This window comes from Bradyrhizobium sp. USDA 3311 (assembly GCF_054062495.1).
The window spans coordinates 4,983,744-5,010,096 of sequence record NZ_JBSSFI010000001.1 but is presented as its reverse complement, the minus strand read 5'-3'; the positions used below and the strand labels follow the sequence as shown (position 1 = coordinate 5,010,096).

The following is a 26,353-nucleotide window of genomic DNA, read 5'->3' as shown; positions in this document are numbered from 1 at the left end:
TCCGTCACGTTGCCCTGCACCGGCTGTTTTGTCGCCTGCGCAAGGCTTGCCGTAACAATCTGTCGCAAGGCGAACCCGCCCCGTTCAAAGCTCGCCAAAATGTGATCCAGCGGCTCCGGCGACTGCAGTCCTAGCACCAGCCGATGAAGGCGGGCTTTGCGCTACCGCATCATCTTTTCCAGTTCCGGAAAGGGTGCGTAAACCGCACCGGTACAGAGCTCGCTGGCGCGATCGAGAACACGGTCGGCCCGTCCGTTGACGAAGACGACGGCGCGCTCGCGCATGCCCTTGTAGCTGCCGTCGGTCTCGCGGGGCGTGAAGCGCAGGCAGCTCACGTAGAACTGCCGGCCGCCGAGCTCGCGCAACACCGGCTCGGCCATGCCGGCCTCGCGCACGCCGACCGGATTGTTCAGATAGGCGCGCATCAGGGCGAGCGTGTCACCGCGGAAATTGTCGGGAAAAGGCTGAGGACCTCCAGCCTGGGTCCCATCCATCAGGGTTGGACGGTCACCGTCGCTGCCGAAACACGCTGCGAGCGCCAGCGGCAATGCCAGGATCAATAGCAGGCTCACCGCACGTTTCGCCAATCGCCCCACAGGTCACGCTCTCCGCTCGCTCAGACTCGGAGATGTTCTAGCCCCAAGGTTGCACGAAGGGAATTCGCTTGCAGGCGCACCGGCCCGCCGCCGGTGCCTTGCGCTTTCGCGCAAGGCACCGAGACAGCGGACCGGGCCTGAATTCCGCACGCGGCGGCGGGGCAATGCCAGGGATGCCGCCGCGCGGGATCAGTCGTTAGCTGCGCTTCTCGGTCGTCACCGGCTTGGTCGCGTCCGGCTGCGCCTTCAGCGACTTCTTGGCCGACAGATGCTTGTGGTGATGGCGATGCGTCCGCACGGTCTTGTGCTCGTCGGGCGTGACCGCGGCGTTCGCATTCATCGTCTTCGACTTGGTGTCGACCTTGGCGTCCGCCTTGACGTCGGCGGCCTTGGTGTCGGCCTTGACGCCGGCATCCGGTTTCGCGGCGGTGTTCGACACCTTGGTCTGGCTCTGGTCCGCCTTGATCACCGGCGCGGTCGTGGTGGTCTTGCCGGCCTCGGCGGCGAAGGCCGGGGCTGCGATCACGGAAGCTGCGAGCAAGGCTGCGGAAATGGTCTTCAACATGGTTGATCTCCTCTTGGAAGGATCTTCAGGCGGGCGCCCTCTCGCCAACCCTTCGATCGTAGGTGGGAGCCTAGGCCTCGCGCGCTGAACCCAGTCTGAAGCCGGTTGCAGGCTTCCGTTCATCTGGATGACAAGTTTGTCATCTGCCCAGAGGCGAATAGATCGTGCGAAGCGGGAATGTTTTCGCCCGTTGGGTGTTCCGGTCTTCGGGCAATCGTGTAGGATCGCCACGTTCCATACGGGAGAACTTAGATGCGCAAACTCTCAATGCTTCTGCTGCCGGGGCTCGTTGCCATGACGCTCGCAGCCGGGCCGGTGCTGACCAGCGCCTATGCCGCGGGGAGCGACGAGCCCTCGTCGCCGCCGAAGTCGGACACTTCGACCAAGAAGGGCAAGAAGAAGAGCTCGTCCGTCAGCGATCCGAAATTCCTTGCTGCCTATCGCACCGCCTACACCACGATCTACGACAATCATGACTACACCGGCGCGATCGATCAGTTGAAGTCGCTCAAGCGCGACGAAGTCGCCGACGTTGCCAATCTGATCGGCTATGCCTATCGCAAGCTCGGCGACTACCAGTCGTCGAAGGTCTATTACGAGCTGGCGCTGAAGGACGATCCGAACCACGTCCGCACCTGGCAGTATTACGGCCTCTGGCAGCTCGAGCAGGGCAACCGCGAGCAGGCGCAGTATCACCTGAACAAGATCGCCTCGCTCGCCGGCACCGACAGCTCCGAGTATCGCTCGCTTGCCGCGGCGCTGGACAAGCCGACCGGCGCGACGCTCGTCTACTAAGCCATCCCGTTTCCGAACGACGCGAACCGGCACAACCTAGGGGTTGTGCCGGTTCTGCTTTCTCGGCTAGCCTCGCGCACCAATCCTCCCCTCGCAAATCGGTGCGCAATGGACACGTGGCTGCGATCCGCGATCGACTACATCAGCTCCTGGATCGAATTCCAGCAGACGACAATCCAGCAGCCGGGCGTCATCGTCGCATTCGCCCATCGCGGCGAGGTCGTCGCCGAGCATGCATTTGGCGTTGCCAATCTCGACACCGGCGAAAAGCTCACGCCGCGCCACCGCTTCCGCATCGCCTCGCACTCCAAGAGTTTTACCTCGGCTGGCATCATGAAGCTGCGCGAGCAGCGCAAGCTTCGACTCGACGATTCCGTTGGGCAGTATGTCGGCGGCCTGCATCCGCGCGTCGCCGAGACCACGATCGCGCAACTGCTCTCGCACAGCGCCGGGCTGACGCGCGACGGCGCCGATTCCGGCCAGTTCATCGATCGTCGTCCGTATCTGAACGCGGAGGAGTTGCTCGCGGAGCTGAAGCTACCGACCGCGATCGAGCCCGGCACGCGCTTCAAATATTCCAATCACGGCTTTGGCCTGCTCGGTCTCGTGATCGAAGCGGTGACGAAGGAGCCCTACACCGCCTGGATCAAGCGCGAGATCATCGAACCCGCGGGTTTGCGCGAGACCGAGCCGGACGCGCCGCTCCCCAAAGGTGCGGCGTTCGCACGCGGTCACACGCGAAAAGTGCCGCTGGGCGAGCGCTGCGTGATCCCCGGCGACAATCCCACACACGCGATGGCGTCCGCCACGGGCTTCGCCGCCACCGCCGCCGATACGGCGCGTTTCTTCGCGCAGCTCGCGCCCAACGCAAGAAAGAGCGTGCTGTCGGTCGCCAGCCGCCGCGAGATGACACGACATCATTGGCGTATCCCGCAGAGTTTCGAGGCCTATTACGGCTTGGGCATCGGCGCCGGCAAGCTCGACGGCTGGGACTGGCTCGGCCATGGCGGTCACTTCCAGGGCTATATCTCGCGGACCTGCGCCATTCCCGCCTGCGAGCTCGCGATCAGCATCATCAGCAACTCCATCGACGGCGCTGCGCCGTTCTGGATGGACGGCGCGATGCAGATCCTGCGAACGTTCAAGACCCGCGGCGCACCCGACCGGCGCGTACGCGACTGGACCGGCCGCTGGTGGACGATCTGGGGCGCGACTGACCTCGTGCCGATGGGCGACCGTGTGCTCATCGCCAACCCGCAGTTCAACAATCCGTTCATGGATGCCGGCGAGATCGAGGTGACCGGCCGCGATACCGGCAGGATTGCCGCCGCCGCCGGCCATTCAAGTCATGGCGAGCCGGTGCGCCGCGTCCGCGATGCTCGCGGCAAGGTCAGCGACATCTGGCTCGCCGGCGCCAACGTCAAGCCTGCGAGCGTCGTCGCCCGCGAGATCGCGCGCCAATATCCACCGCGCAAGCGTCGGCCTACTCCCTGATCAATCCCTCGACCTCGCCACGAAGCGCCTGCCGCGAGCCGTCGCGCGAATAGAACATGTGGCCGCCGGGATAGACGACGAACTTGATCCGCTGCGTCGCGAAGGCCGGCAACTGGTCGAGCACCCGCTTGGATCCGAAATAGGGCGTGGCGAGATCGAACAGGCCATGCGCGACCAGCACGTTCAGCTTCGCGTCGGCGGCGAGGACCTGCCGCAGATCCGACACCGACTGCGGCGGGTTGATGCCGCGGCCGAAATCCCACTGCCCCTCGACGGCGCCGTTGAGGACTTCATAGGAGCCGTCCGGCCGCCAGTTGAGCTTGCGTGTCAGGACGTCCACCGCGGCGCTCGTCAACGGCGCCTGGAGCGCGTCGCCCGAGGGATCGCCGAAACGCGAATTGCCCGAATCCGGATAGGGATCGAGGCCGCGGACAGAGGCATCGTAGCGTCCCGTCACCTTGCCGTTCTTGCGGTCGAACTCGCGGCGGAATTCACCGATGTCGAAGCGGCCGGCGAGCCTGCGGCTCACCGCCCGGTCGATGCCGGTGAGCTCGGCGACCTTGTCGGCAAGGCGATTGGTGGCCTCCTTGTCGGCCTCGCCCTTGACGAGGTCGGCCAGGAATTCGCCGCGCGCGTAAGCCTCGACGTCGGCGAGATCGGCGCGCTTGACCGGTCCTTTGGCCTCGCGCGCCACCGCCACATAGCTCGGCAGCGTTGCGACATATTGCAGGAGGCTGGTGCCGGTGAACTCGCGGAAGTCGAGCAGCGGCGACACCAGGATCAATCCCCTGACGCCGACGCCGTGCTGGACCTGCAACTGGCGCACCACCTTCGGCCCGCGAATGCCGCCATAACTCTCGCCTGCAACGTATTTCGGCGAGACCAGCCGGTCATGCCTCTCGAGCCAGCGGCGGATCACCAGCGCGATCGCATTGACGTCACCGTCGACGGAATAGAAGGACTTGCGCGCGTCCTCGCCGGTCGCAACGAACCGGCTGTAGCCGGTGCCGACGGGATCGATGAAGACCAGATCGGTGAAATCAAGCCAGGTCTCCGCGTTCGGCTTCACGTCGGGCGAGGCCGATGGCGAAAGGGCTTCGCCATCGAGCGGCAGCCGCCACGGGCCCGCAGCGCCGAACTGCAGCCATGCCGAGGACGCGCCGGGTCCGCCGTTGAACAGGAACGTCACGGGACGCGTCGCGCGGTCTGAACCGTCGAGCTCATAGGATGTGTAGGCGATGTCGGCCAGCGGCTCGCCCTTGCCATCGAACACGCGGATCGAGCCGGCGGTTGCGGCGAAGTTGAGCGTGCGACCGGGCAGATCGAGCGTCTGCTTCGTGGTCGAATCCGAGGGAAGACGGTGCGGCTCGGCGGCCGACGGCGAAGCTTGCTGCGCGCTTTGCGTGCCGCCGCCGCGTCCGCCTTTCTGTCCGGCCGGCGCCGCCGTCTCAGATCGCGGCTGCGGCGGATCGTCCGCACGCGCAAGGCCCGCAAGCGCGAAGGCCGACACCGCCAGCACCAGGATCGCGCGGCTCGGCAAACTCGTGGTCATGATCGTTCTCCCTGCCGGCTGTGAGAGCCCGGCGAGGCCAAAAGCCTAGCGCAAAATTGCGACGGTTTGGGGGATTGTGGACTCGAGGGCGCCCAAGGAGGCCGATCGGGCTCGAAACGACCCGGTTTCGTCCCGAATCGGCAGCCGCCCGTTTGCCTTGAAGGGCGGTCATCCTCGACAATGCAGGCCCGGGTGTATAGACGAGCCCGGCGGAACTTACTCGAGCCAGCGGCCCTGCCCGGAAGCCATGACCAAGCCAGCGCGCTACGACCGGATCGCCTTCGTCGCCAGCCCGAGCAGCGAGGCGCAGGCCGCCTTCGGCCAGCTCACCAGCGACTATGGCAATTGCGACCCGAACGAAGCCGACATCGTGGTCGCGCTCGGCGGCGACGGGTTGATGCTCCAGACGCTGCACCAGAACATGCACACGGGAAAGCCGATCTACGGCATGCACCGCGGCACGGTCGGCTTCCTGATGAACGAATACTCGACGCACGATTTGCGTGCGCGGCTCGAGGCGGCACAGGAGTCCGAGATCAATCCGCTGCTGATGCGCGCGACCGACGTCAACGACCGCGTCCACCTGCACCACGCTATCAACGAGGTCGCGCTGTTCCGTCAGACCTACCAGGCGGCACGCTTGCGGATCCTGATCGACGAGCGCGAGCGGATGCCCGAGCTGATCGCCGACGGCATCATGGTGGCGACACCGGCAGGCTCGACCGCCTACAACCTGTCCGCCCAGGGACCGATCCTGCCGATCAACGCCGCGCTGCTGGCGCTGACCCCGATCAGCGCCTTCCGCCCCCGCCGCTGGCGCGGCGCGCTGCTGCCCAACACGGCCTATGTCGTGATCGAGGTGCTGGAGGGCGACAAGCGCCCCGTCGCCGCGGTCGCCGACCACGATGAGGTGCGCGACGTCCGCCGCGTCGAGGTGCTGTCCGACAAGACCATCTCGATGCGCATGCTGTTCGACCCCGGCCACAGCCTGGAAGAGCGTATTTTGCGCGAGCAGTTCGGGTACTGAGCCCCCTGCCCGGCGCCTTGACCGGCGCTTTGGGACGCCCGGTCGCAACCCTTCGTTAACCCCAGCCACGATATGGTTAACGAAGGTTGACCGCTCTGGCCCAGGCGTCATGTTCCGCATCGATTTCAACAAGCTGCGCTTCCTCGTCTGCGACGACAATCCGCACATGCGCCGCATCCTGCGGACGCTGCTGCATTCCTTCGGCGCGCGCGAAGTCTACGAGGCCGAGGACGGCGCCACGGCGCTGGAAATGTACAGCCACTACGTGCCCGACATCGTCATCACCGACTGGGCGATGCCGATCTTCGACGGGCTCGAGCTCGCGCAGATGATCCGGCAGCCGGAATCCAAGGGCAATCCTTACGCGCCGATCATCATGCTGACCGGCCATTCCGAGAAGCGCCGCGTCACGGTCGCGCGCGATGCCGGAGTCACCGAATTCCTGGCCAAGCCGATCTCGGCCAAGGGGCTCTATCAGCGCATCCTCAACGTGGTCGCCAATCCCCGGCCCTTCATCAAGACCAAGACCTATTTCGGTCCGGACCGGCGCCGCAACACGAACTCCGCCTATATGGGCCCCGAGCGCCGTGTCGGCGAAAAGCACGAGGTGCTGCAGCAGCCCTCGCTGCTCGACAAGGCCCGCTCCACCATCTAGCGCAACGTCTCAGGCGAGGCAGGTATCATGGCGAAGAACAGCGCAAAGGACATCGAGGTCACGGCCTTCGCCACGCATCAAATCATCACGCAGCCCAATCCGCTGCGCAGGGTTCTGCGTCGTGTCGAAGAAAAGGACCTGGACGATCCGGTCAGCCGCGCCGAGCAGGCGCTCGCCGGCCTCGCCGGCGAGTTCAAGGACTGGATGACGACAGAGGTCAACCGCCTGTCCGCCGCCTACGTCGCCATCCGCCATGACGGCTTCACCAAGGACAGGCGCGACGAGCTGTTCCGCGCCGCGCACGACATCAAGGGCGACGCTGCGACATTCGGCTACCCGGCCGCGGCGGGAGTCGCCGAGAGCCTGTGCCGCGTCATCGAGCACGCGCCCGATCTCGAAAGGGTGCCGGCCGAGCTGTTCACGCACCACATCAACGCCATCCTGGCCATCGTGCACGAGAACACCAAGCTCGACAGCATCAGCGTCTCCGCCGAGCTCAGCCGGCGCCTGCGCAAGGTCGCCGACGACTACCTCGCCGACGTCAACCGCGACCGCCCCGAGCACCTTGAGGTGATCCTGGCGCCGAGCATCGTGCCGGCGGAGTAAACACTCTCGCGTCTTGTCATTGCGAGCGCAGCGAAGCAATGACAGAGCCTCAGGCTGCTCCATCGACACGACCAGAACGTAGGGTGGGCAAAGCGAAGCGTGCCCACCAATCAACATGAGCTGCGTGGAGAGATGGTGGGCACCGCGCTACGCGCCTTTGCCCACCCTACGGCGTCTCGTTACGCCGCGATCAGATCGTCATAAACCGGATCGACCGTGTCGTCCGCGACCAGCTCGTCGCAGAACAGCCTTGCCTCTTCGCGCGCAGACTCGGTGGCGAAGCGGCGGAGCAGGACCATCAGCGGCTCGGTGGCGCCGCGGTCGGTCTCGCAATGGGTGAGCACGCGCTCGACCATGCGCCGGCGCAGCCGCACCGCGCCGTCGTCGCTGTCGACGAAGCCCTGCTCGTGGCAGGCATCGAGCGCCACCTGGAACGCCGCAAACGTCGCCTCGGGAAGCCCGGCGCGGCGGAGCAGCGCGTGCAGGCTGTTGCCGCCGCGGTCGTGCAGCAGCGCGGTGACGCGCGCCAGCGGCAAATCGGCGAGTTCAGCCAGCGCGGCGTCGAACAGGTCGAGATTGCTCGACAGCAGCGCGCGCAGGATCAGGCCCGCGGTCAGCTGGCCGGTGACGCGCAAATGATGCACCAGCCCCTGCATGTCCTCGCCGCGCGAGCGCGCCGCGATGTTGATGGTGGAGCGGTCGCGCGCCTCGATGGTGATGCGGTCGGCGCGATCGGCACTCAGCCAGTTCCGCGCGACGACGAATTGCGCCAGCGTCTCGGAGAGCTTTGCCACCAGCGCCGCGCGCGTTGCGGCCGGCAGATCCTCCAGCACCAGCATCGCCTCGCGGATCGCGGCGAGATGGCCGTGACGGTCGACGATGCGGTTCCAGGAGAACGGCGCGAGCTCGGCGTGGGGATTCTCGATCAGCTCGAGCGCTGCCGCTGCGCAGCCGACTTCGGCGATCGCGGCGCAGACCGACACCGGCAGCGCGACGCGGCGCGCGACCGCGCACTGCACCTCGTCGTTGCCGGTTGCGACGATGTCGACGAGGTCCGCATCGATCAGCAGCGGAGAATGCTCGAGCACGGGCAGCGCAACGGTCGGCTGGTCCGCCGACAGCGCCCGCACGATCGCCGCCGGGGCATCCGTGCTGCGCGCAAAAGCCTCGGCCATCGCCTGCCGCACCAGCGGCGAGGGATCGTCGAGCAGCATCAGAAGCGCGCCTTCGGCGGCGACGCGATCGTCATGGGACAAGTCTGAGATCAGCCAGGCCCGGGCCAGTGCCCGTGTTGCCTCGGCCCGCTCGCCGGCGGGCGCCGTCCTGATCCAATTGATGAACTGCCGAACAATCATGCTGCTTCCGGCTTACACAACAAACGAAAATGGTGACGGCTCGTCACCTGCAACACAAAATAAACCACGACGCTTAACAAAGCGTTCACCATAACTGGCTGGTTTTATTGACGTTTTGTTAAGGGAACCAAGGCGCCTCTGCATCCGTGCCCCGGACGCGAAAGGCGAAATGTCAGCTCGAGAACGTGCCGCTGCGATCGCTGAAGAGATCGAGCGGCTGCGGCGGCCGCACATCCGGCGTCGCCGATGCGACCGAGGTCGCGGGCGCGACCGAGGTGAGCGAGGCGTTGTTGCCCCACAATTTCTGCACCGTCGTCGAGACCGGCTGCGTGGCGTCGCCGGGCTGATAGATCGAACGGAATGCCGGCGTGATCGGCGTGTTGTCCGCGACCGTCATCGAGGATGTCGCGCTCACCGGCGTCACGCCGCGCACATCCGGAAAGGTCTGGAGATAAGCGGCGTTGTCGATCACCGGCGTGGTAGGCAGCACGGCATTTGCACTCGCGACCTGCGTCGTCGACGGCGTGCCGCCATACATCGCCATCGCGCTGCGCGTGGTCTTCGAATTTGCCGCGCTCGCATAGCGCGCGTCCAGCACCGAATAGACTTCAGAGACGCTACGGGCGCGGCCATCCCTGGCGTAGAAGATCGAACGGTTGGCGGATGCCGCGTTGGGAAACAGCCGCGCGCCGACCGCTTGCGGATTGTCCTCGGCATTGGCGATCAGTTTTGCGGCGCCGCCGACGCCCATGAAATGCGCCATGTAGAGTTCGCTGTCGGACGGCCTGCGGCCGAGCAGACCGGTGAGCTTGAAGCTGTTCGACTGCGTCAGCGCCGCCGCCATGCTCGAGGCAGCCTCCGGGTCGTCGCGCAGCTTCATGATCGACCGCTTCGTCACGGGATCGTCGACGGTGTAGGTGCCCGACGAAGTCCTGGTGATGGCGTCGGCGTAGTTGCCATAGCCGAGCTGGGTCCCCGCCTCCTTCACCGTGCCGAGCCAGGTCTGGTCGATGAACTGGTAAAGCCCGTGCGCGGACGATGTCGTGGCCCCCGCCGTCGGATCGAAATCCGATTCCATCTTTGCGGTGGTCAGCATGTATTGGAAGCTGACGCCACTGACGTTCGAGGCCTGCTTGATCGCACCGGCGACACGCGCCCGCGACGGATCGAGAACCGCCGTCTGAGAGGCACTGGAATTGTCGACCGACATGATGAAGTGCCCGCCCCGCGCGGCGTTGAGCGACGCCGGCAATTCGGCGTCCTGTCGTCTCACCGTGAGACAGGTATGGTTAATGCGGGGTTAATTCGGGGATCGCCCCCCTCCCCGAGTCATTCCGGGGCATCGCGAAGCGATGAGCCCGGAATCGATCCAACCCCGCGTGATGCCGCACGATGGATTCCGGGTTCGTGCTGCGCACGCCCCGGAATGACAGAGGGGCTACTTCTTGTAGACCGCGTCCGGATCGAACAGCCTGTCGGCGTCGACAAAGACCAGTTTCGCTCCCCCGTCCTCGGCCTCGACCTTGCGGTAGAAGCAGGACCGGCGGCCGGTGTGGCAGGCCGCGCCGATCTGCTCGACGCGGATCCAGACCGCGTCCTGGTCGCAATCGGTACGCATCTCGACCACGCGCTGGGTCTGACCCGATGTCTCACCTTTTCGCCACAAGGCATTGCGCGAGCGGCTGAAGTACCAGGCCTCGCCGGTCGCGATCGTCTTGCGCAGTGCCTCGTCGTTCATGTGGGCGACCATGAGCACGTCGCCGGTGGCGACGTCGGTCGCCACGCATGTCACGAGGCCGCTTGCGTCGAAGCGCGGCTGGAAGGATATCCCTTCCTCGATCTCATGGGAGTGAGCGGACACAGGAACCTCGCCAGTCAACTCGCGAGGTCAGCGCGTGCCTCGCACCAGGGACAGGAAACGGGCCTGCTCCGCCGGATTGTCGCGGAACATGCCGGTAAAGCGGCTGGTGAACGTGGAAGCGCCATGCTTGGCGACGCCGCGCACCGACATGCAGGTATGCTCGGCCTCGATCAGCACGGCAACGCCGCGGGGCTTCAGGACCTCGTCGATGGCCGCGGCAATCTGCGCCGTCAGATGCTCCTGGGTCTGGAGCCTGCGGGCGAAGATATCCGTCAGGCGGGCAAGCTTCGACAGGCCGACGACGCGCTCCACCGGCGTATAGGCGATGTGCGCCTTGCCGTAGAACGGCATCATGTGGTGCTCGCACTGCGAGGTGAACTCGATATCGCGCACCAGCACGAAGTCGTCATAGCCGGCGGTCTCGCCAAAGGTGCGGTCGAGCACCTCGGCCGGGCATTGGTGGTAGCCCTGATAGAGCTCGTCGAAGGCCTCGACCACGCGGCGCGGCGTGTCCAAGAGACCCTCGCGCTCGGTGTTCTCGCCGATATAGGCCAGCAGCGTCTTCACCGCCGCTTCGGCCTGCGCGCGCGCGGGGCGCGGCTGGTCGGCGCGGACGGCGGCCGCGAGGAATTCGGCTGGGTCAAGCTCGGCCGGGCGGCTCTCAGGCTGCCGGTCGGAGGGCTTGCTCGGGCGGATGGATTTGATCGTAGCGTCCATATCGACTCCGTTCGACGGCCTTGCGGCCGGAGTGTCACCGGCAGACGGGGCGGCAAGCCGCCGGACGCCTGAAGACTACAGTTTTGGCGAAAAAGGTCCGCAATCTCTGACGTCGCCCGCGTGGTCCTGGATCACCACTGCCGGGCCGCTGGACTGTTTTTCCACCCGTTCCGACCCTATATAGGACCCTGGACGGCGCCCGCCAAGGCCGATCCGGTGCGGAAGTGTTGGACTCCATCACATGCTGAACGACATTTATAACAAGCGGATCATCGAGTTGGCCGGGAATATTCCGCGCCTCGGGCGGCTGTCCGCCCCCGATGCCACCGCGACTGCCCACTCCAAATTGTGCGGCTCGACCGTGAAGGTCGATCTCAAGATGGACGGCGACACCGTCACCGACTTCGCCCATGACGTGAAGGCCTGTGCGCTCGGACAGGCCTCCTCATCCATCATGGCAAGTCACGTCGTCGGCTCGACTGCGAGCGAACTCCGTGAGTTACGCGAAACCGTTCGCAAGATGCTCAAGGAGAACGGCGCGCCTCCTGAAGGCAAATGGGAAGAGATCAAGTTCCTCGAGCCGGTGCGCGACTACAAGGCGCGACATGCCTCGACGCTCCTGACCTTCGATGCCGTCGTCGATGCCATCGGTCAGATCGAGGCCAAGGCGAAGCAGCCGGCAACGGCGCAGGGCTGAACCGCCCGCGTCATTCCGGGGCGTCGCAAAGCGACGATCCCGGAATCCGGAGATTACAGCGCGAGATTCCGGGTTCGCGCTACGCGCGCCCCGGAATGACTGCCAAGATTTAAGATCCTACTTCGGCGAGGCCGCGCTCGGCGTCGCCACCCCACCCGTCGGCACCACGGCTTCCGCCGTCTTGGTCGACTTGGCCGGCTGCTCCGGTTCCACACCGAACCTGGCCTGCGTCTTCGGCGCCAGCTCCGCCATGGCCGGCGCTGTGACGTCCACATGCGGCAGCACGTCGGCCACCAGATCCGTCGTCACGAGATTGGTGAGCTTGAGCTCTCCGGTGTCCAGCTCATGCAGATCTTCCCAGGGCGGGACGCTGAGCGCGAGCGACAAAAGATCGCCGGCGCCGCCCATGTCGAAGGTGTATTTGGCGAGCCGGCCGATGTCGCGTTCCACGATCATCAGGTCCTGCGCGCTGTAGCTCGCCGCCTTGGCATCGTCGGCGCGATCGCCCATCCAGATCTGGTGGACCCGGACATGGGCGGCGTCCGGCACGTAGCGCTTCTTGCCGGCCAGCAACAGGAACACGCACATGGATTCGCAATAGGCCTCGGGCGCGACCGCCGGACGGGCCGACTGCCCGCCACGGTTCTGAACGCTGATGCCGACCGTGGTCAAAAGCCCGAGATTGCGGAAGCGCCTGCCGAGCGTGATCGCGTCGTTGACGGAACCGCCGCTGGAATCGAGCACGACAGTGGCGCCGCCGAGCTGGCGCCCGCGCGAAAACTCCTCAAAGTCCTTGGGCGTATCGGCGGTGATGATGCCAACCGCACTGACCCAGCCGCGGCAGTTCGGCTCGCAGGCGACCCAGCTGAACTTCATCGGCAGCTTGCGCTCTTCGAGGGCCGCGCCGGCGTGAGCCTTGGTGCCGGTCGTAGCGACAGCTCCGGTCAGGGCGATGCCGAATGCGGCGGCCCCAAGCACCAACCAGCCGCGACGTTCAAGGGAGTTCAGAAGTCTCAATCTGGTTCCTTCCCCAAGCCCCAAAGGTCCCCCAACAATCCCCGGTAGCGCCCTCTGAGTCCATCATACAGGCGTATGTTTCTACACGCGGGCGTCATAAAAATGGTATCCGGGGGAATACAGATCGTCCACAGGTACTTGCTGCACTGCTCCCAAAAAGCACGTAAAATATGGCGCGCAAACAACAGCTTGCTGTTCCCTGCTCGGGAACCGCGCAACACCTCGCTTAACGTCGCAGCAAAGCGCACATGAAGCATTCAGCCTGCGAGCATTGTTCCACTCCCGTCGAGGGCGCGCTTCGCCTCCCGCGCAGATTCGGTCGCGCGCTGATCTGGCTCTACCGCCATACACTCTCGCCGCTGGTCGGCTACAACTGCCGGCATTTGCCGACCTGCTCCGTCTACGGCGACGAGGCGATCGAACGTTTCGGGCTCTGGGCCGGTGGCTGGATGACGCTCGCGCGCCTGCTTCGCTGCAATCCGTTCGGCACGTCGGGCATCGACAACGTGCCCCTCGCCGCGCCGCAAGACGCACGCTGGTATCTGCCCTGGCGCTACGGCCGCTGGCGCGGCGTCAACGCACCCTAAGTTTGTTGCGATGCTTTGCGCATCGCTGCCCTGAGTGGAACCGGAACTTTCTCCTCGCGTTGTTTTGATGCTCCCGCGGGAGGAAACAACAATGCGCTGGAAAATCAGCCCTCATCTTCACTTCAGACTTGGTCCGCATCCCAAATTCAGTCCAAGGGGGCACGATCCAAGAACAATCGATGTGCTCGCCATGGTCGCCCTGCTGGCGCTCGTGCTCGGCTCGGGCTGGTATCTGGCGACGAGCTTGGCCACGCCGCCCAGCAACACGGCGTTCATCGTGCCGAGCCAGAGTGTGCACTGGTAGCTCAGAGATCCAGCACCAGCCGCTCCGCGTCTGATCCGGCGACGCAAACCATGAGATAGCGCTCGCGCTCATATGGCGACAGGATGCGGTCGCGGTGCACGGGCTTGCCCTCGATCCATCCGACCTTGCAGGCGCCGCAGATGCCCCCGCAGCAGGAGGTTGCGATGTCGATGCCTCCTTCCTGCAACGCGGCCAGCATGGTCTGGCCGGCGCGGACCTGGATCTCGGCGCCCGAGCGCGCCAGTGACAGCGTGAAGGGCTTTGTGTCGGGATCGATGACCGGCGGCGGCACGACGAAACGCTCGATATGGACATTGGCGGCTGGCCAGCCCGCGGTGACCCGCTCGAAATCCTCAGTCATGCCTTCCGGCCCGCAACAGGCGACCAGCGTGTCCGCCCCGCCCTCCCCGATGAGCGCAGCGAGATCAGGACGCCCGGCCCGGGACGTGCAATGCACGACGACACGGCCCGCTTCGATCAGTGGCGCGAGATGCGCGGCGAGCGGCACCTCCTCGCGCACGATCAGATGCAGCACGAAGCCGGCATCGCCCGTCTGCACGAGGTGCCGCGCCATCGACAGGAACGGCGTCACGCCGATGCCGCCCGCCATGAACACATGGCGCGCAATGCCTGCACCGGGATCGAGCCCGCCGCGCGGCAACGAGACGCCGATCACGTCGCCAATACCGACCTCATCGTGAAGCGCGCGCGAACCGCCACGCCCATCAGCCTCACGCTTGACCGCAACAACATAGCGCGCATTGTCGGCGGGCTCGTTGCACAGTGAGTAGGTGCGGACAAGTCCGTTCGGCAGATGCAGGTCGATATGCGCGCCGGGCTTGAAGGGCGGCAGCTCCCAGCGATCGGGATCGGCCAGCGTGAACAGTTTTGTGCCTGCCCCCGCCTCCTCGATGCCGGTGACGATCGTCTTGATCGTCGTGATCGGACGCACGTTCATGCCGCGTTCCGCACGGTATCGCCGACCTTGACGACGCCGCCTTGCAGGATCTTGCAGTTCAGGCCGGAGCGATTGATGAGGGGATCGAAGATCGCCTTGCCGGTGATCTCCTCGATATGCCGGCACGGCACCGACAGCCGGGTTGCCTCCAGCAGGGTTTCCCCGAGCCAGAAGCGGCGGCCGACCAGATGGTTCAGCGGCACGCCTTCGACCGTGACGTTGCGCCGATGCTCCTCCGGGCCGAGCTCGATGCCGGCGTCACGCTTGAGCGCGACCAGCGTCTCGAGCTCGAACAGGGTGACCTGCCGGCCTTCTTCCGGCTTGTGCGAATAAAACCCCTCCTCGTTGCCGATCATGTAGCGGTCGCCGTCGATCCCCCGGCCTGCGACGAGCGTGATCGTTTCCGCTGCGCGCATCGGCAGGAACGCACGCGGGGCGAGATGGAGGAAGCGCACCACGCCGGTCCAGCCGAGCTGCGCTGTCGTCTGCGCCGAGCCGGCGCTGATGGTGTCGAGCATGACAAAATCCTTGTGAGAGGCGTTGGCGCGCCGCCGGCAGCGGCGCGCCGCGGGATCAGGTCAGTTCCTTGTTCGCCATTTCCGGCGCGAACGTGGTCGCAGTTGCCGTGATGGCCGCGCAGGCGATCAGCAGCAGCGAGACCGGCCAGGTTGCGCCGCCGCTCCAGGCCATCAGCGACGCCGCGATCAGCGGCGTCAACCCGCCGCTCAGGGCCGCGCCGACCTGAAATCCGAGCGAGGCGCCGCTGTAACGCAGCCGCGCGGAGAACAGCTCGGAGTACCAGGGCGCGCCGATGCCGAACATCACCATCTGGCCGAAGGTGATCGCGACCACGATGGTGCAGATGACGACGGCGGGATCGCGGGTGTTGAGCAGCCAGAACAGCGGAAAGGCAAACAGCGCCGAGAACAGGCAGCTCGCGTAGAACATCGTCTTGCGGCCGACGAGGTCGGACAGCCAGCCGAACAAGGGAATGGCGAGCAGCGCGACCAGCGATGCGGCGAACGCGCCGTTCAGCACCACCGTGCGCGACAGGCCGAGATTGGCCGTGGCGTAGGACATCACGAACACCCCGCCGATGCTGGCATAGGCGATCTCGGAGATCTTCAGACCAACCGCGGTGAAGAACGGCCTGCGGTGATGCCTGAAGATCTCGACCAGCGGCATGCTTGCGACGTCCTTCTTGGCCTGGACCTGACGGAAGGCCGCGGTCTCTTCCATGTTGAGGCGGATGTAGAGCCCGACGCCGACCAGGAGGATCGAGATCAGGAACGGAATGCGCCAGCCGTAAGCCATGAAGTCGCTTTCCGGCAGGCTCGCCACCAGCGCAAACATGCCGATCGCGGCGAGATTGCCGATGGGATTGCCGACCTGCACCATGCTGCCGAGCAGGCCGCGGCGGTGGGTCGGGCAGTTCTCCACCACCATCAGCACCGCCCCGCCCCACTCGCCGCCGAGGCCGATGCCCTGGAGGAAACGCAGGCCGATCAGGAGCAGCGGCGCGGCGATGCCGATCTGCTGATAGGTCGGAAGCAAGCCGATCAGGAAGGTGCCGATGCCCATCACCATGATCGTGATCGCGAGCATCGCCTTGCGGCCGACCCGGTCGCCGTAATGACCGAAGATCGCAGCGCCCAGCGGCCGCGCCAAAAAGCCGACCGCGTAGGTGCCGAAGGCGGCGATGGTGGCGAGCGTGGGATTGCCGGCCGCGAAGAAGACCTTGTTGAGCACCAGCGCGGTCGCCGTGCCGTAGATGAGGAAATCGTACCATTCGACCGCGGTGCCGATCACGCTCGACCACACGATCCGTCGCAAGCTCGCCGCCTCGTCCGGCGCTACGCTCAGGGTTACGTCGTCTGCCACGGTCATCGATCTCTCCAAAAGGTACCGGCGCCTGGGAAAAGCAGTTGGTTCTGTCGCGGAGCCCATCGGCAGCCGCGGCGGTAAAATCGATCATGTTTACTAATGGAAATCAATGGCACGGAATGCGGCAAATGCCGCCGATCGCGGCAGAGCGCATCAATTGCACCATTATTCGGCTGATTTTCGCGATATACCAGCTCGCCTGCCCACAATATCCGCGGCGCTGCTCGAAATTTCTGCGCGATAGTTTTCCTTTGGAATACACGTGCACGCGCCCCGGAACTGCCCCGCGCGCGCCACCGGGCTGGCAGTTCGGCAGCATCTGATGCAAAAGAAGCATCAGCAGTTCAGGAGACTCATGCGTGCTTGACGTCAGCAAAGCGACAGCGGTCGGGGCCAATATCCGCCAGGCGCGGATTGCCAAGGGCCTGACGCTGGACCAGCTTGCCAGGCAGAGCGACCTCACGCGCGGCTACATTTCGCTGGTCGAGCGCAACCTCAAGATCCCTTCGCTCGCCGCGCTGCTGCGGATGGCCGCCGCCCTCGAGGTCAACGTCGCGAACTTCTTCGACCCGAACGCCGAGCCCGCGCCGCGCTACACGCTGTTCCGCCGCGAAGGCGGCAATGTCCCGCTATTCCAGGACACCTTTGGCGTGGTGCCGCTGGCAACCGGCCGCACCCGCAAGATGATGGAGCCGTTCCTCCTCAGCCCGCCGCACAAATCGGCGACGCGCGCCTCGCATGCCGGCGAGGAGCTGCTCTTCGTGATCAACGGGAAAATTGCGATCAAGCTCGACGGCGAAGAGCTCGTCCTCGGCAAGGGCGATTGTCTGTATTTTTCGGGCGAGACGCCGCACGAGGTCCGGAGCCTCGGCCGGCAGAAGGCGGAGGTTCTGGTCGTCGTCGCCCAGAATGCGACGACGTAACCCCGGACTTCGGCAAATAGCCTAGCGGAACCAGAAGAAACGCCCGGACGGCGGGACGGATTCGGGCGGACGCGGCCGCTTCGGGCGCGGTGGCTTTGGCGTCGGTTCAGCGGACGAGGTGGTCTCCGCCCCCGGCGCGGTGTCGCTTCCCGGCACCTTCACCGACAGCAGCAGATTCGATTCATGCGTGCGCCAGCGATAACCGACGCCGAAATCGATCGGCTGGGCCCGCGCGAACAGTTCGGCATAGCGCTCCTGGTAACGGCCGGGGAATTCGGCGATCGGTCCGAGGTAGCGGCCGAACGGGAAGAACCGCCATTGCCGCGCATTGTAGTTCGCGAGCGGAATGCCGGAATCGTCCTGGATGATGGTGGCGCTGTTGGCCAGTAGCCAGTCGCGGACGACGGTGAAGTTGCCAGAGTGCAAGAGATAGGACGCGCTCTTGAGCAGGCTGTTGCCGGGCCCGAGCGTCTCGCAGAACTTCAGGAATCCAGCCGCGCGCGCGCCGGGATTGGAGAGATCGGTGGAGAAATAATACAGCGTGCGCACTTCGCCATCGCTGCCGGCGAAGGTGATGCGGACGCCGCGCGTCGCGTTCGGTCCCGGATTGTCGTTGCCCGCGTGAATCCCGCCCTTGTCGTCGAGCGCAATCATCTCGACGTTGCGGATGGTCTTGCCGGAGCGGGCGAGGAAGACATAGAGGATCGGCAAGGTGCCGTTGACCTGGTTGGCGTGCAGGTCGACCTTCATCTGCTTGGTGATGAAGAAGGAGAAACTCAGGATCGAGCCGAGCGAGCGTTCGACATTGTAGAGCGCGGCGCCGACCGAACCGCGCGGCACCCGCGTCAGGTCGGGCACGGCGCCAACCGGCTCCAGCGCACCGAGCACGTAGGTGCTGGCCTTGGAATAGAAGGCGTCGGCGTAGAGGAAGTCCGGGCCGCTGAACATGTAGAACATGGTCGGCCTGGGCGCGGCCAGGTTGACGTCGGACCAGGTGCGGATCTTCGAGAGCTGCCGCTGCTCGAGCTGGGCAAAGGCGCCGTCGAAGAATTTTGCGTGATGCTGCCAGGACGGGTCTTTGGTGAGCGCCGTTAGCGGCGAGTCCGCCGATGGCTGCATGCCCGCAAGGAAGCGCGCGGTGTCGTCGAAGGTGACGTCGGCGGCCCGCACGGACGAGACGGCCGCAGCCAGGAGGGCAACAGCGACGGCCGCAATTCTCAAGGGTCGAAACATGTCTATTCGCGATTGTGTGACGTGCCAGCGGCGACCGGCCGCCTGCGGAAAACAGCATAAATCAACAGGCCCGAGAGCATGACGAGCATCCCCGACAGCGACTGCACCGGCCGCTCGGTCAAGAGGTAGTACATCATGAACGCGGTCACGAGCAGGAAAACGAGGGGGGTGAAGGGGTATCCCCAGGCGCGATAGGGCCGCGGCAGGTCAGGATCGGTGATGCGCAGCTTGATCACGCCGGCGACCGTGAAGAACGAGCAGAACAAGAGCGCGAACTGGATGAAGTCGAGCACCGCCTCGAAACTGCGCGTGAACAGCAGCAGGGTCGCGACCGCGAGCTGAAACAGGATGGCATAGGCCGGCGCGCCGCTCGTCGACTTGCGCGAGAACACGCGCAGCGCCGGAATGTCCTCCCCCATCGTCATCATCACGCGCGGACCGATCCACATCATCGCGCTGATCGAGGAGATCAGGCCGACGCAGATCATGGCGCCGACGATCCGGCCGCCGAGGCTGCCGAAGATGGCGCTGCCGGCGACACTGGCGACATCGAGCTGGCCGGCGAGCGCGCCGACCGGCGTGGAGTAGAGAAACACCGCATTCAATGCGACATACAGCACGAGCACGATCAGCGTGCCCGCGAGCAGCGCGCGCGGCAGGTTCTGCTGCGGCATGTTCATCTCGCCGATGATATAGGTCGCCGCATTCCAGCCCGAGAACGAGTACATCACGAAGACGAGGCCGATCGCGAAGGGCGCGCTGACGATATGCGCGAGGTCGCCCGGCTGCGGCGTGAAGGCGATCGGCTGCGGCACGCCGATGATGAAGCCGGCGACCAGGAAGGCGACGATCAGCACGACCTTCAGGATGGTCGAGATCAGCTGGAAGGTCGAGGAGTGCCTGACGCCGGTCAGTTGCACGAGCGAGACCAGCCACACCACGCCGATGGCGAGCGGGATCGGCGGCAGGTCGGGGACGACCGACTTGGCATATTCGCCGAAGGCCATCGCGGCGAGTGCAACCGGCGCGGCAAAGCCGACCGTCGCCGAGACCCAGCCGGCGAGAAAGCCGAAGGCGGGATGATAGGCACGGCCGAGGAAATTGTATTCGCCGCTCGAGCGCGGAAACATCGCGCCGAGCTCGCTGTAGGAGAACACCCCGCACAGTGCGACGATGCCGCCGACGCTCCACAGCAGCAGGATCGAGAAGCCGGACGGGATGTCCTTGACCTGGAAGCCGAGGCTGGTGAAGACGCCGACCCCGATCATGTCGGCAACGACGATGGCGGTTGCGACCAGAACGGAGACACCCGCCCCTCTTCCGGTCAACCGGCCAGTCCAGGGCGCAGTACCCGCATCTGATGCCGTCATCGGGGTCCTTAACCTCAGGCCTCACGTCTCGTGGGAAGCATCGTGCAGTTTGATCCAGTCAATTCAAGCAGGGTTAACAAGGGTTAAATGAGGCAAGGGAAATAGGTATCAAGGCACCTTCTTAGCACGGTCCTAGGCGATAAAGCTGCGCAAACACCGGAGAATCCCGTTTCCGATCCCCACAATCACGACACGATTGCGTGGTCCTTTTGAGCGTTCCGGATGTGGGGAAGTTTCTCCGGACACTTAACGTCACCTAAACGCCAGTCGGCTCAATTATCTCAAGATTGCCGCTGGGCTTGTGGTCATGACTTGGGGTCATGGGTGGATGGTCGGGGCCGTTCCGAAAACGAGAGCTGACATTCGTGCCGATCGGACGCGCGTCCGATCGGCGCGGTCGTGCGCTCCGGATCGGCCTGATCTCAGCCTTGGTGCCGCTGTCGCTCACGCTGGTTCAATGCGGCCAGGCGCCGAATCCGGCGGCGCTCGCAGCCAACTCGCAGGCCAATGTCCAGGTCGTCGCCAAGACCAATCCGCAAGTTGCGAGCGGCGACACGTTCGAGGATCGCTTCCCTGCCCCGCAGTTCAAGGAGCGCTTCCCCTCGGTAGGCGAGAGCTTCCTGCAACGGCAGATGTCGGACTTCTCGCCCAAGCGCGCCGTACAGCAGCAGCCGCAGCCGGAGCAGGCACCCTACAAGGTCGCTTCGCTCGCACCGCAGGCGCCCTACCAGCGTCCGCCCCGCGAAGACCTGACGACGCTCGTCAGCATGAAGTCGTCGGCCTTCCCCTATTTCGGCAACAACCCTGCCTCCGACGCGCCGTTCCTCAACATCTCCAAGGGTGACCGCCGCGGCCACCGCAGCTATTCGGGGCGCGTCTACTGGCAGGACGAGACCTACAGCGACAGCCGCGTGCTGGTGCACGTCCCCGAGCATTTCGACGCCCGCAAGCCGGGCGTGATCGTGGTGTTCTTCCACGGCAATGGCGCGACGCTCGAGCGCGATGTGCGCGACCGGCAGCTGGTGCCGCAGCAGATCACCGATTCCGGCGCCAATGCCATCCTGCTTGCGCCGCAGATGGCCGTCGACGCCGCCGATTCCAGCGCCGGAAAATTCTGGCAGGCGGGCGGCCTCAAGCGCTTCATGGATGAATCGGCTAGCCACCTCGCCCGCCTCACCGGCGATCCCAACAGCGCGCGCGCGTTCGCCAACATGCCGATCGTCATAGTCGGCTATAGCGGCGGCTTCCTGCCGACGGCCTGGAGCCTCGAGGTCGGCGGCATCAGCGACCGCGTTCGCGGCGTCGTGCTGCTCGACGCCGTCTATGGCGAAATGGACAAGTTCGCCTCCTGGATCGCGAGCCACCGCTCGGGCTTCTTCGTCAGCTCGTACACTCACTACACGGCGCGGCGCGACCGCGAGCTGATGAGTATGCTCAGGCAGAAGGGCATCAGCGTCTCCGAGGACATGGACGGCCCGTTGCGTCCCGGCAGCGTGGTGTTCGTCGAAACCGGCGACGGCATCACCCATCGCGACTACGTGAACCGCGCGTGGACGCAGTATCCGCTCAAGGACGTGCTGGTGAAGATGTCGGCGACGCCGGCGCTGGCGCTGACGCGCGTGGCGGCGACCACTCCATCGGCATCGAACCGATAGTCCCGATATTGCGCCAGCCGGTATTTCCGTGCGCTGCCTGCAATTCTCTCAAGCCATGATCAAAATGTGATGTTGATGGCCGACATCCCCGTGAGCCACCGGATTGTTTCCGCTGGCAACGATCATAGTTTGCCGGCCAGGTTGGATTTGGAATTTCTGCGGGGACAGGTCGTGCGTCAGGGACTGTACAAGGTCGACTTCCACACGGTTCACGGAACCGGGTGCGGCGTCCTTTATGTGATGGATGGCAAGATGCGCGGCGGCAATTCCGCCTTCGCCTTCATGGGCACCTATACGGGCGAAGGCGACGCGATCAAGGTCAAGATCTCGACCCAGCGCTACAACGACGACCCGTCCTTCAAGGGGCTGTTCGGCATCGACCGGATCACGCTGACGCTCACCGGCCGCGAGGACGGCGACGCGGCGGAATTCGAAGGCAACGCGCTGCAAGCGCCGGGCGTTGCCTTCAGGGCGGTGCTGAGCCGGATCAGCGACTAGCCGTCCGGCGTCTTGACCTTAGGTCTTGGGCAGCTTCGGAATGCTCTCGGCAAAACCGTTGAAGCAGGCCAGCCGCTCGTCCTCTTCCTTGAAGAAACGGCAATCGGCGTAGCCCTTGGCCTTCGCCGGCTTCGGCTTCGGCGCCGGCGGGATCACCGCGTCGTAGCAATTGAGGCGGTCCTTGGTGCCGTCATCGAGATCGAGGCAGGCCTGGAGCCGTGCGGCGATCGATTGCGGCTTGCCCTTCGGCGCTGCGGCCGGCTTGGCCGCTGCCTCCTTGGTCCCCGCTTTGGTCCCCTTGGGCTTGACCTGCACCAAGGGCTTGTCCCCCACCATCGGTGGCTTGTCGGCTTGCGCAAACGCGGAGGCTGAATAGAGCACCGCGGCAACCGCCAGAATCATCCTCATCTCAGTCAACTCTCTTTGGTCCCCATGACCGGCCTTCTAGCGCTCCCGCGCGCGGTTTGCCAAGCACCTTGCACGCACGAAAACGCAGGTTCAGGCCGCGGCAGCCGGCCCGGGCCGGGTCAGGATCACCAGCACCAGCGCCAGCACGACGAAGCCGACCGCAACGAAGCCGAGCGGGTGCAGGAGCTCGTGGGCGAACAGCAGCCCGCCGATGGCGGAGCCGACCGCCTGGCCGATATAGAGGACGGAGGTGTTGAGCGCGACGGTGGCGGACGCAAGCGGCGGCGCGGCCGCAACCAGCCGCACCTGCTGCATCGAATTGGTCGAGGCAAAGCCGAGGCCCCAGATCGCGACGGCACCTGCCATCAGGACGAACGTGCCGGCGCCGAGCGCCCAGCCCGCAATGCCCGCAAGCAGCAGGCAGGTGAACAGCAGCGAGGTGCGATAGGGACCCCAGGTATCGACGATGCGGGTCGCGATCACGACGCCGAGGAAACCGCAGAGGCCGTAGATGCCGAACACCATGCCGATTGCGTCCGGCCCCGCCCCGGTCAGCTTCTTGAGCAGCGGGCCCATGAAGGTGAACACCACGAACTGCCCGGACATTTGCAGCATGGTGATCGCAAGCAGCAGCAGAACCGTCCTGTCGCGGCCGACCGCGCTCCAGGTCTTCAGGTCCACCGGCGTGCCCTTCAGTCCGGCAGGCAGGCGCAGCAGCAACAACAAGAAGCTGATGCAGCCGAGCGCGCCGATCCCGCCATAGGCCGCGCGCCAGCCGTAGCGGCTGGCCATGAAGGTGATCAGCGGCAGGCCGACGGCGGCCGCCAGCGACCAGCCGAGAAAGATATAGGCAATCGTGCTGCCGCGCCGCTCCGCCGGCACGATCAGCGCCGCCGTGCCGGCCGCCTGCGGCGTATAGAGCGCGCCGACCGCGAGCATCACCAGGCGGATGACGAGGAGGCTCGCATAGTCGGGCGCGAACGCCGAGGCGAGATTGCCGAAGGCGAGCACCGCCAGCGTGGTCGCAAGCAGCGTCCGCCGTTCGATGCGGCTCGTGAGCCAGGCCGTCAGCGGCGAGCCGATGCACAGCGTGATCGCGCCGAAGGTGATCAGGAGCCCGGCCGCGTGGATGCTGATGCCGAGCCCCGCCGACAATTCCGGCAGCATCCCCGCCGGCGCCAGCACCGAGCAGCCGGTGACGAGATTGCCGAGCATGAGGGCGGTTGGCGCGAAACGGCCGGCGGCGGGGGATTTTTGCATGCAACTGCATGTAGACCCGGCTTGCCGCCTGTTAAAGGCCGCTGCCCGAAATAGTTGGTGCAAGGCCGCAGCTTTTGCGTGCCACTTTCTTGGAAATGCCGGATTGCGCAGGCCGAATCGCCTGATATATCGCTCGTTCCCGCTTACCTGCGCTCGTTCGCAGGAGTGAGCTTCAGGAGAAAAGCAATGACCGACCAGCCCAAATCCGAATCCGGCTTCCAGTACAGCCTCTCGAATCTGAAGCCCGTGACCCCCGCAGCCAAAGTCACCCTCACCTTCCCCGACGGCGCCCGGCGCGAATACGACAAGAGCATCACCGGCCTCGAGATCGCCAAGGGCATCTCGCCGTCGCTGGCCAAGCGCACGGTCGCGATGGCGCTCGACGGCGTGGTCGCCGACCTCGACGATCCCATCGAAGCCGATGCCAAGATCGAGCTGATCAACCGCGACGATCCGCGCGCGCTGGAGCTGATCCGCCACGACTGCGCGCACGTGCTCGCCGAAGCCGTGCAGACGCTGTGGCCGGGCACCCAGGTCACCATCGGTCCGGTGATCGAGAACGGCTTCTATTACGACTTCTTCCGCAACGAGCCGTTCACGCCGGAAGACTTTGCCGCGATCGAGAAGAAGATGCGCGAGATCATCGCGCGCGACAAACCCTTCACGAAAGAGGTTTGGGATCGCGAAAAGACCAAGCAGGTGTTCCGCGACAAGGGCGAGGCGTTCAAGGTCGAGCTGGTCGACGCCATTCCCGGCAACGAGCCGATCAAGATCTACTACCAGGGCGACTGGTTCGATCTGTGCCGCGGCCCGCATATGACCTCGACCGGCAAGGTCGGCAATGCCTTCAAGCTGATGAAGGTGGCCGGCGCCTATTGGCGCGGCGATTCCAACAACCCGATGCTGACCCGCATCTACGGCACCGCCTTCGCCAAGCAAGAGGACCTCGACGCCTACCTCAAGCAGATCGAGGAGGCCGAAAAGCGCGACCATCGCAAGCTCGGGCGCGAGCTCGACCTCTTCCATTTCCAGGAGGAAGGTCCGGGCGTCGTGTTCTGGCATCCGAAGGGCTGGACCATCTTCCAGCAGCTGATCGCCTATATGCGCCGCCGCCTGACCGGCGACTACAGCGAGGTCAACGCGCCGCAGATCCTCGACAAGGTCCTGTGGGAGACCTCGGGCCATTGGGGCTGGTACCGCGAAAACATGTTCGCGGCGCAGTCGGCCGGCGACGAGGCCGAGGACAAGCGCTGGTTCGCTCTGAAACCGATGAACTGCCCGGGCCATGTGCAGATCTTCAAGCACGGCCTCAAGAGCTACCGCGACCTGCCCTTGCGGCTCGCCGAGTTCGGCGTGGTGCATCGCTATGAGCCATCCGGCGCCATGCACGGCCTGATGCGCGTGCGCGGCTTCACCCAGGACGATGCGCACATCTTCTGCACCGAGGACCAGCTCGCCGAGGAATGCCTGAAGATCAACGATCTCATCCTGTCGACTTACGCGGATTTCGGCTTCACCGGCGATCTCACCGTGAAACTGTCGACCCGACCCGACAAGCGCGTCGGCACGGATGCGATGTGGGATCACGCCGAGCGCGTGATGGCGACGGTGCTGCGCGAGATCCAGTCGCAGAACAACCACATCAAGACCGAGATCAACCCGGGCGAAGGCGCGTTCTACGGGCCGAAGTTCGAATACGTGCTGCGCGACGCCATCGGCCGCGACTGGCAGTGCGGCACCACGCAGGTGGACTTCAACCTGCCGGAGCGGTTCGGTGCGTTCTACATCGACCATGACGGCGGCAAGAAACCGCCGGTGATGGTGCATCGCGCGATCTGCGGCTCGATGGAGCGCTATATCGGCATCCTGATCGAGCACTATGCCGGCAATTTCCCGCTCTGGCTCTCGCCGGTGCAGGCCGTGGTCACGACCATCACCTCCGAGGGCGACGAGTACGCCAAGCAGGTCCTGGAGCAGGCCCGGCGCGCGGGGCTTCGGGTCGAGATCGACCTGCGCAACGAGAAGATCAACTACAAGGTCCGCGAGCACTCGCTGGCCAAGATCCCGGCACTGCTCGTGGTCGGCAAGAAGGAGGCCGAGACGCATTCGGTCTCCGTCCGCCGGCTCGGCAGCGACGGCCAGAAGGTGATGACGACCGCCGAGGCGATCGCCGCCTTGGTCGAGGAAGCGACCCCGCCCGATGTCGTGCGGGCACGGGGCATCGTTTAGAACCTGCCACTGAACTTGACGAACAGGGCGCGCCTACCGGCGCGCTCTGCGCGTCTGCGCAGCAAGGTGGCCGCCCTCAGAGCGCGATACCAGCCCGACTTCCGGAG

Annotated in this window: 27 protein-coding genes and 1 pseudogene; 13 read left to right on the top strand and 15 right to left on the bottom strand. The window is 65.2% G+C overall.

Annotation, left to right across the window (positions count from 1 at the left end; genetic code table 11):
- Positions 1-161: 161 nt before the first annotated feature.
- Positions 162-596 (bottom strand): hypothetical protein, encoded by a 435-nt coding sequence (locus ACVWW6_RS23795; protein WP_271612021.1) that lies wholly within the window; start codon positions 594-596, stop codon positions 162-164.
- Between the two features lie 196 nt (positions 597-792).
- The gene (locus tag ACVWW6_RS23790) at positions 793-1,161 is read right to left on the bottom strand and encodes a His-rich protein BRANT (RefSeq protein ID WP_028175882.1); all 369 of its coding nucleotides are present in this window, start codon (positions 1,159-1,161) and stop codon (positions 793-795) included.
- A gap of 252 nt (positions 1,162-1,413) precedes the next feature.
- Here ACVWW6_RS23790 and ACVWW6_RS23785 point away from each other — a divergent pair, with 252 nt between their 5' ends.
- Complete coding sequence (locus ACVWW6_RS23785; RefSeq protein ID WP_456681464.1) at positions 1,414-1,956, top strand: tetratricopeptide repeat protein; 543 nt, start codon at positions 1,414-1,416, stop codon at positions 1,954-1,956.
- A 108-nt stretch (positions 1,957-2,064) separates the two neighbouring features.
- Positions 2,065-3,450 (top strand): serine hydrolase domain-containing protein, encoded by a 1,386-nt coding sequence (locus ACVWW6_RS23780; RefSeq protein ID WP_390894389.1) that lies wholly within the window; start codon positions 2,065-2,067, stop codon positions 3,448-3,450.
- Here ACVWW6_RS23780 and ACVWW6_RS23775 read toward each other — a convergent pair.
- Positions 3,440-5,002: a S10 family peptidase gene (locus ACVWW6_RS23775; protein WP_011088262.1), complete on the bottom strand. Its 1,563-nt coding sequence runs from the start codon at positions 5,000-5,002 to the stop codon at positions 3,440-3,442. The two genes, ACVWW6_RS23780 and ACVWW6_RS23775, sit on opposite strands and share 11 nt — an antisense overlap.
- Before the next feature lie 247 nt (positions 5,003-5,249).
- Between ACVWW6_RS23775 and ACVWW6_RS23770 the strand changes: the two genes are divergently transcribed.
- The 3 genes from ACVWW6_RS23770 (at position 5,250) to ACVWW6_RS23760 (ending at position 7,290) form a co-directional block, all read left to right on the top strand.
- The gene (locus ACVWW6_RS23770; protein ID WP_038967522.1) at positions 5,250-6,029 is read left to right on the top strand and encodes an NAD kinase; all 780 of its coding nucleotides are present in this window, start codon (positions 5,250-5,252) and stop codon (positions 6,027-6,029) included.
- Positions 6,030-6,138: 109 nt separating this feature from the next.
- Complete coding sequence (locus ACVWW6_RS23765; protein WP_011088265.1) at positions 6,139-6,684, top strand: response regulator; 546 nt, start codon at positions 6,139-6,141, stop codon at positions 6,682-6,684.
- 27 nt (positions 6,685-6,711) lie between these two features.
- The gene (locus tag ACVWW6_RS23760) at positions 6,712-7,290 is read left to right on the top strand and encodes an Hpt domain-containing protein (protein ID WP_011088266.1); all 579 of its coding nucleotides are present in this window, start codon (positions 6,712-6,714) and stop codon (positions 7,288-7,290) included.
- Positions 7,291-7,469: 179 nt separating this feature from the next.
- Here the strand turns inward: ACVWW6_RS23760 and ACVWW6_RS23755 are convergent, their stop codons facing one another.
- From ACVWW6_RS23755 to folE, 4 genes are all read right to left on the bottom strand, one after another.
- A complete protein-coding gene (locus ACVWW6_RS23755; protein WP_182872009.1) occupies positions 7,470-8,645 on the bottom strand; it encodes a DUF2336 domain-containing protein in 1,176 nt (391 codons plus the stop codon).
- Positions 8,646-8,817: 172 nt separating this feature from the next.
- Positions 8,818-9,897 carry a transglycosylase gene (locus tag ACVWW6_RS23750; RefSeq protein ID WP_038967526.1) on the bottom strand — a complete coding sequence of 360 codons (1,080 nt, stop codon included), beginning with the start codon at positions 9,895-9,897 and terminating at the stop codon, positions 8,818-8,820.
- Positions 9,898-10,083: 186 nt separating this feature from the next.
- Positions 10,084-10,506, bottom strand: coding sequence for a phosphoribosyl-AMP cyclohydrolase (gene hisI, locus ACVWW6_RS23745; protein ID WP_060908026.1), 423 nt, complete (start codon positions 10,504-10,506; stop codon positions 10,084-10,086).
- A 27-nt stretch (positions 10,507-10,533) separates the two neighbouring features.
- Positions 10,534-11,223, bottom strand: a complete 690-nt coding sequence (folE, locus tag ACVWW6_RS23740) for a GTP cyclohydrolase I FolE (protein WP_011088270.1) — start codon at positions 11,221-11,223, stop codon at positions 10,534-10,536.
- Positions 11,224-11,464: 241 nt separating this feature from the next.
- Between folE and ACVWW6_RS23735 the strand changes: the two genes are divergently transcribed.
- Positions 11,465-11,920 carry an iron-sulfur cluster assembly scaffold protein gene (locus ACVWW6_RS23735; RefSeq protein ID WP_011088271.1) on the top strand — a complete coding sequence of 152 codons (456 nt, stop codon included), beginning with the start codon at positions 11,465-11,467 and terminating at the stop codon, positions 11,918-11,920.
- 117 nt (positions 11,921-12,037) lie between these two features.
- Here the strand turns inward: ACVWW6_RS23735 and ACVWW6_RS23730 are convergent, their stop codons facing one another.
- Entirely contained in the window at positions 12,038-12,937 is a 900-nt protein-coding gene (locus ACVWW6_RS23730) for a hypothetical protein (RefSeq protein ID WP_456681463.1), read from the bottom strand.
- A gap of 248 nt (positions 12,938-13,185) precedes the next feature.
- On the opposite strand from ACVWW6_RS23730, the gene yidD reads away from it, so the two are divergent.
- Positions 13,186-13,524 (top strand): membrane protein insertion efficiency factor YidD, encoded by a 339-nt coding sequence (gene yidD / locus ACVWW6_RS23725; protein WP_011088273.1) that lies wholly within the window; start codon positions 13,186-13,188, stop codon positions 13,522-13,524.
- A 91-nt stretch (positions 13,525-13,615) separates the two neighbouring features.
- Positions 13,616-13,828, top strand: coding sequence for a hypothetical protein (locus tag ACVWW6_RS23720; protein WP_038967523.1), 213 nt, complete (start codon positions 13,616-13,618; stop codon positions 13,826-13,828).
- Between the two features lies 1 nt (position 13,829).
- Here ACVWW6_RS23720 and ACVWW6_RS23715 read toward each other — a convergent pair whose 3' ends face one another.
- From ACVWW6_RS23715 to ACVWW6_RS23705, 3 genes are read right to left on the bottom strand one after another with little or no spacing between them, the layout of a single operon-like run.
- Positions 13,830-14,786: a PDR/VanB family oxidoreductase gene (locus ACVWW6_RS23715; RefSeq protein WP_456681462.1), complete on the bottom strand. Its 957-nt coding sequence runs from the start codon at positions 14,784-14,786 to the stop codon at positions 13,830-13,832.
- Positions 14,783-15,304, bottom strand: a complete 522-nt coding sequence (locus ACVWW6_RS23710; protein WP_456681461.1) for an MOSC domain-containing protein — start codon at positions 15,302-15,304, stop codon at positions 14,783-14,785. The genes ACVWW6_RS23715 and ACVWW6_RS23710 overlap by 4 nt, the downstream gene beginning before the upstream one ends.
- A gap of 55 nt (positions 15,305-15,359) precedes the next feature.
- Positions 15,360-16,673 (bottom strand): MFS transporter, encoded by a 1,314-nt coding sequence (locus ACVWW6_RS23705; RefSeq protein WP_456681460.1) that lies wholly within the window; start codon positions 16,671-16,673, stop codon positions 15,360-15,362.
- A gap of 125 nt (positions 16,674-16,798) precedes the next feature.
- On the opposite strand from ACVWW6_RS23705, the gene ACVWW6_RS23700 reads away from it, so the two are divergent.
- Together ACVWW6_RS23700 and ACVWW6_RS23695 are read left to right on the top strand one after the other, a co-directional pair.
- Positions 16,799-16,993 carry a hypothetical protein gene (locus ACVWW6_RS23700; protein ID WP_456681459.1) on the top strand — a complete coding sequence of 65 codons (195 nt, stop codon included), beginning with the start codon at positions 16,799-16,801 and terminating at the stop codon, positions 16,991-16,993.
- Positions 16,994-17,029: 36 nt separating this feature from the next.
- Entirely contained in the window at positions 17,030-17,593 is a 564-nt protein-coding gene (locus ACVWW6_RS23695; protein WP_011088278.1) for a helix-turn-helix domain-containing protein, read from the top strand.
- Between the two features lie 21 nt (positions 17,594-17,614).
- On the opposite strand, the gene ACVWW6_RS23690 is transcribed toward ACVWW6_RS23695, so the two are convergent.
- Together ACVWW6_RS23690 and ACVWW6_RS23685 are read right to left on the bottom strand one after the other, a co-directional pair.
- Positions 17,615-18,826: a hypothetical protein gene (locus ACVWW6_RS23690; RefSeq protein ID WP_456681458.1), complete on the bottom strand. Its 1,212-nt coding sequence runs from the start codon at positions 18,824-18,826 to the stop codon at positions 17,615-17,617.
- Positions 18,827-18,828: 2 nt separating this feature from the next.
- Positions 18,829-20,196 (bottom strand): APC family permease, encoded by a 1,368-nt coding sequence (locus ACVWW6_RS23685; RefSeq protein ID WP_097532342.1) that lies wholly within the window; start codon positions 20,194-20,196, stop codon positions 18,829-18,831.
- Positions 20,197-20,524: 328 nt separating this feature from the next.
- On the opposite strand from ACVWW6_RS23685, the pseudogene ACVWW6_RS23680 reads away from it, so the two are divergent.
- Positions 20,525-21,851 (top strand): annotated as a pseudogene (locus ACVWW6_RS23680) (alpha/beta hydrolase).
- A gap of 75 nt (positions 21,852-21,926) precedes the next feature.
- Complete coding sequence (locus ACVWW6_RS23675; RefSeq protein ID WP_456681457.1) at positions 21,927-22,349, top strand: hypothetical protein; 423 nt, start codon at positions 21,927-21,929, stop codon at positions 22,347-22,349.
- Positions 22,350-22,367: 18 nt separating this feature from the next.
- Here the strand turns inward: ACVWW6_RS23675 and ACVWW6_RS23670 are convergent, their stop codons facing one another.
- Complete coding sequence (locus ACVWW6_RS23670) at positions 22,368-22,757, bottom strand: hypothetical protein (protein WP_011088283.1); 390 nt, start codon at positions 22,755-22,757, stop codon at positions 22,368-22,370.
- 90 nt (positions 22,758-22,847) lie between these two features.
- Positions 22,848-24,017, bottom strand: a complete 1,170-nt coding sequence (locus ACVWW6_RS23665; RefSeq protein WP_182872015.1) for an MFS transporter — start codon at positions 24,015-24,017, stop codon at positions 22,848-22,850.
- Between the two features lie 186 nt (positions 24,018-24,203).
- Between ACVWW6_RS23665 and thrS the strand changes: the two genes are divergently transcribed.
- On the top strand, positions 24,204-26,246 hold the full coding sequence (gene thrS / locus ACVWW6_RS23660) for a threonine--tRNA ligase (protein WP_049832605.1): 2,043 nt from the start codon (positions 24,204-24,206) through the stop codon (positions 26,244-26,246).
- Positions 26,247-26,353 lie beyond the last annotated feature (107 nt).

Excerpts from the sequence above, each read along its gene's own strand:
- ACVWW6_RS23790 (WP_028175882.1), bottom strand. The coding sequence starts at position 1,161 with ATGTTGAAGACCATTTCCGCAGCCTTGCTCGCAGCTTCCGTGATCGCA.
- ACVWW6_RS23785 (WP_456681464.1), top strand. The coding sequence starts at position 1,414 with ATGCGCAAACTCTCAATGCTTCTGCTGCCGGGGCTCGTTGCCATGACG.
- ACVWW6_RS23780 (WP_390894389.1), top strand. The coding sequence starts at position 2,065 with ATGGACACGTGGCTGCGATCCGCGATCGACTACATCAGCTCCTGGATC.
- ACVWW6_RS23775 (WP_011088262.1), bottom strand. The coding sequence starts at position 5,002 with ATGACCACGAGTTTGCCGAGCCGCGCGATCCTGGTGCTGGCGGTGTCG.
- ACVWW6_RS23770 (WP_038967522.1), top strand. The coding sequence starts at position 5,250 with ATGACCAAGCCAGCGCGCTACGACCGGATCGCCTTCGTCGCCAGCCCG.
- ACVWW6_RS23765 (WP_011088265.1), top strand. The coding sequence starts at position 6,139 with ATGTTCCGCATCGATTTCAACAAGCTGCGCTTCCTCGTCTGCGACGAC.
- ACVWW6_RS23760 (WP_011088266.1), top strand. The coding sequence starts at position 6,712 with ATGGCGAAGAACAGCGCAAAGGACATCGAGGTCACGGCCTTCGCCACG.
- ACVWW6_RS23755 (WP_182872009.1), bottom strand. The coding sequence starts at position 8,645 with ATGATTGTTCGGCAGTTCATCAATTGGATCAGGACGGCGCCCGCCGGC.
- folE (WP_011088270.1), bottom strand. The coding sequence starts at position 11,223 with ATGGACGCTACGATCAAATCCATCCGCCCGAGCAAGCCCTCCGACCGG.
- ACVWW6_RS23735 (WP_011088271.1), top strand. The coding sequence starts at position 11,465 with ATGCTGAACGACATTTATAACAAGCGGATCATCGAGTTGGCCGGGAAT.
- yidD (WP_011088273.1), top strand. The coding sequence starts at position 13,186 with ATGAAGCATTCAGCCTGCGAGCATTGTTCCACTCCCGTCGAGGGCGCG.
- ACVWW6_RS23720 (WP_038967523.1), top strand. The coding sequence starts at position 13,616 with ATGCGCTGGAAAATCAGCCCTCATCTTCACTTCAGACTTGGTCCGCAT.
- ACVWW6_RS23715 (WP_456681462.1), bottom strand. The coding sequence starts at position 14,786 with ATGAACGTGCGTCCGATCACGACGATCAAGACGATCGTCACCGGCATC.
- ACVWW6_RS23710 (WP_456681461.1), bottom strand. The coding sequence starts at position 15,304 with ATGCTCGACACCATCAGCGCCGGCTCGGCGCAGACGACAGCGCAGCTC.
- ACVWW6_RS23705 (WP_456681460.1), bottom strand. The coding sequence starts at position 16,673 with ATGACCGTGGCAGACGACGTAACCCTGAGCGTAGCGCCGGACGAGGCG.
- ACVWW6_RS23700 (WP_456681459.1), top strand. The coding sequence starts at position 16,799 with ATGCCGCCGATCGCGGCAGAGCGCATCAATTGCACCATTATTCGGCTG.
- ACVWW6_RS23690 (WP_456681458.1), bottom strand. The coding sequence starts at position 18,826 with ATGTTTCGACCCTTGAGAATTGCGGCCGTCGCTGTTGCCCTCCTGGCT.
- ACVWW6_RS23685 (WP_097532342.1), bottom strand. The coding sequence starts at position 20,196 with ATGACGGCATCAGATGCGGGTACTGCGCCCTGGACTGGCCGGTTGACC.
- ACVWW6_RS23675 (WP_456681457.1), top strand. The coding sequence starts at position 21,927 with ATGGCCGACATCCCCGTGAGCCACCGGATTGTTTCCGCTGGCAACGAT.
- ACVWW6_RS23670 (WP_011088283.1), bottom strand. The coding sequence starts at position 22,757 with ATGAGGATGATTCTGGCGGTTGCCGCGGTGCTCTATTCAGCCTCCGCG.
- ACVWW6_RS23665 (WP_182872015.1), bottom strand. The coding sequence starts at position 24,017 with ATGCAAAAATCCCCCGCCGCCGGCCGTTTCGCGCCAACCGCCCTCATG.
- thrS (WP_049832605.1), top strand. The coding sequence starts at position 24,204 with ATGACCGACCAGCCCAAATCCGAATCCGGCTTCCAGTACAGCCTCTCG.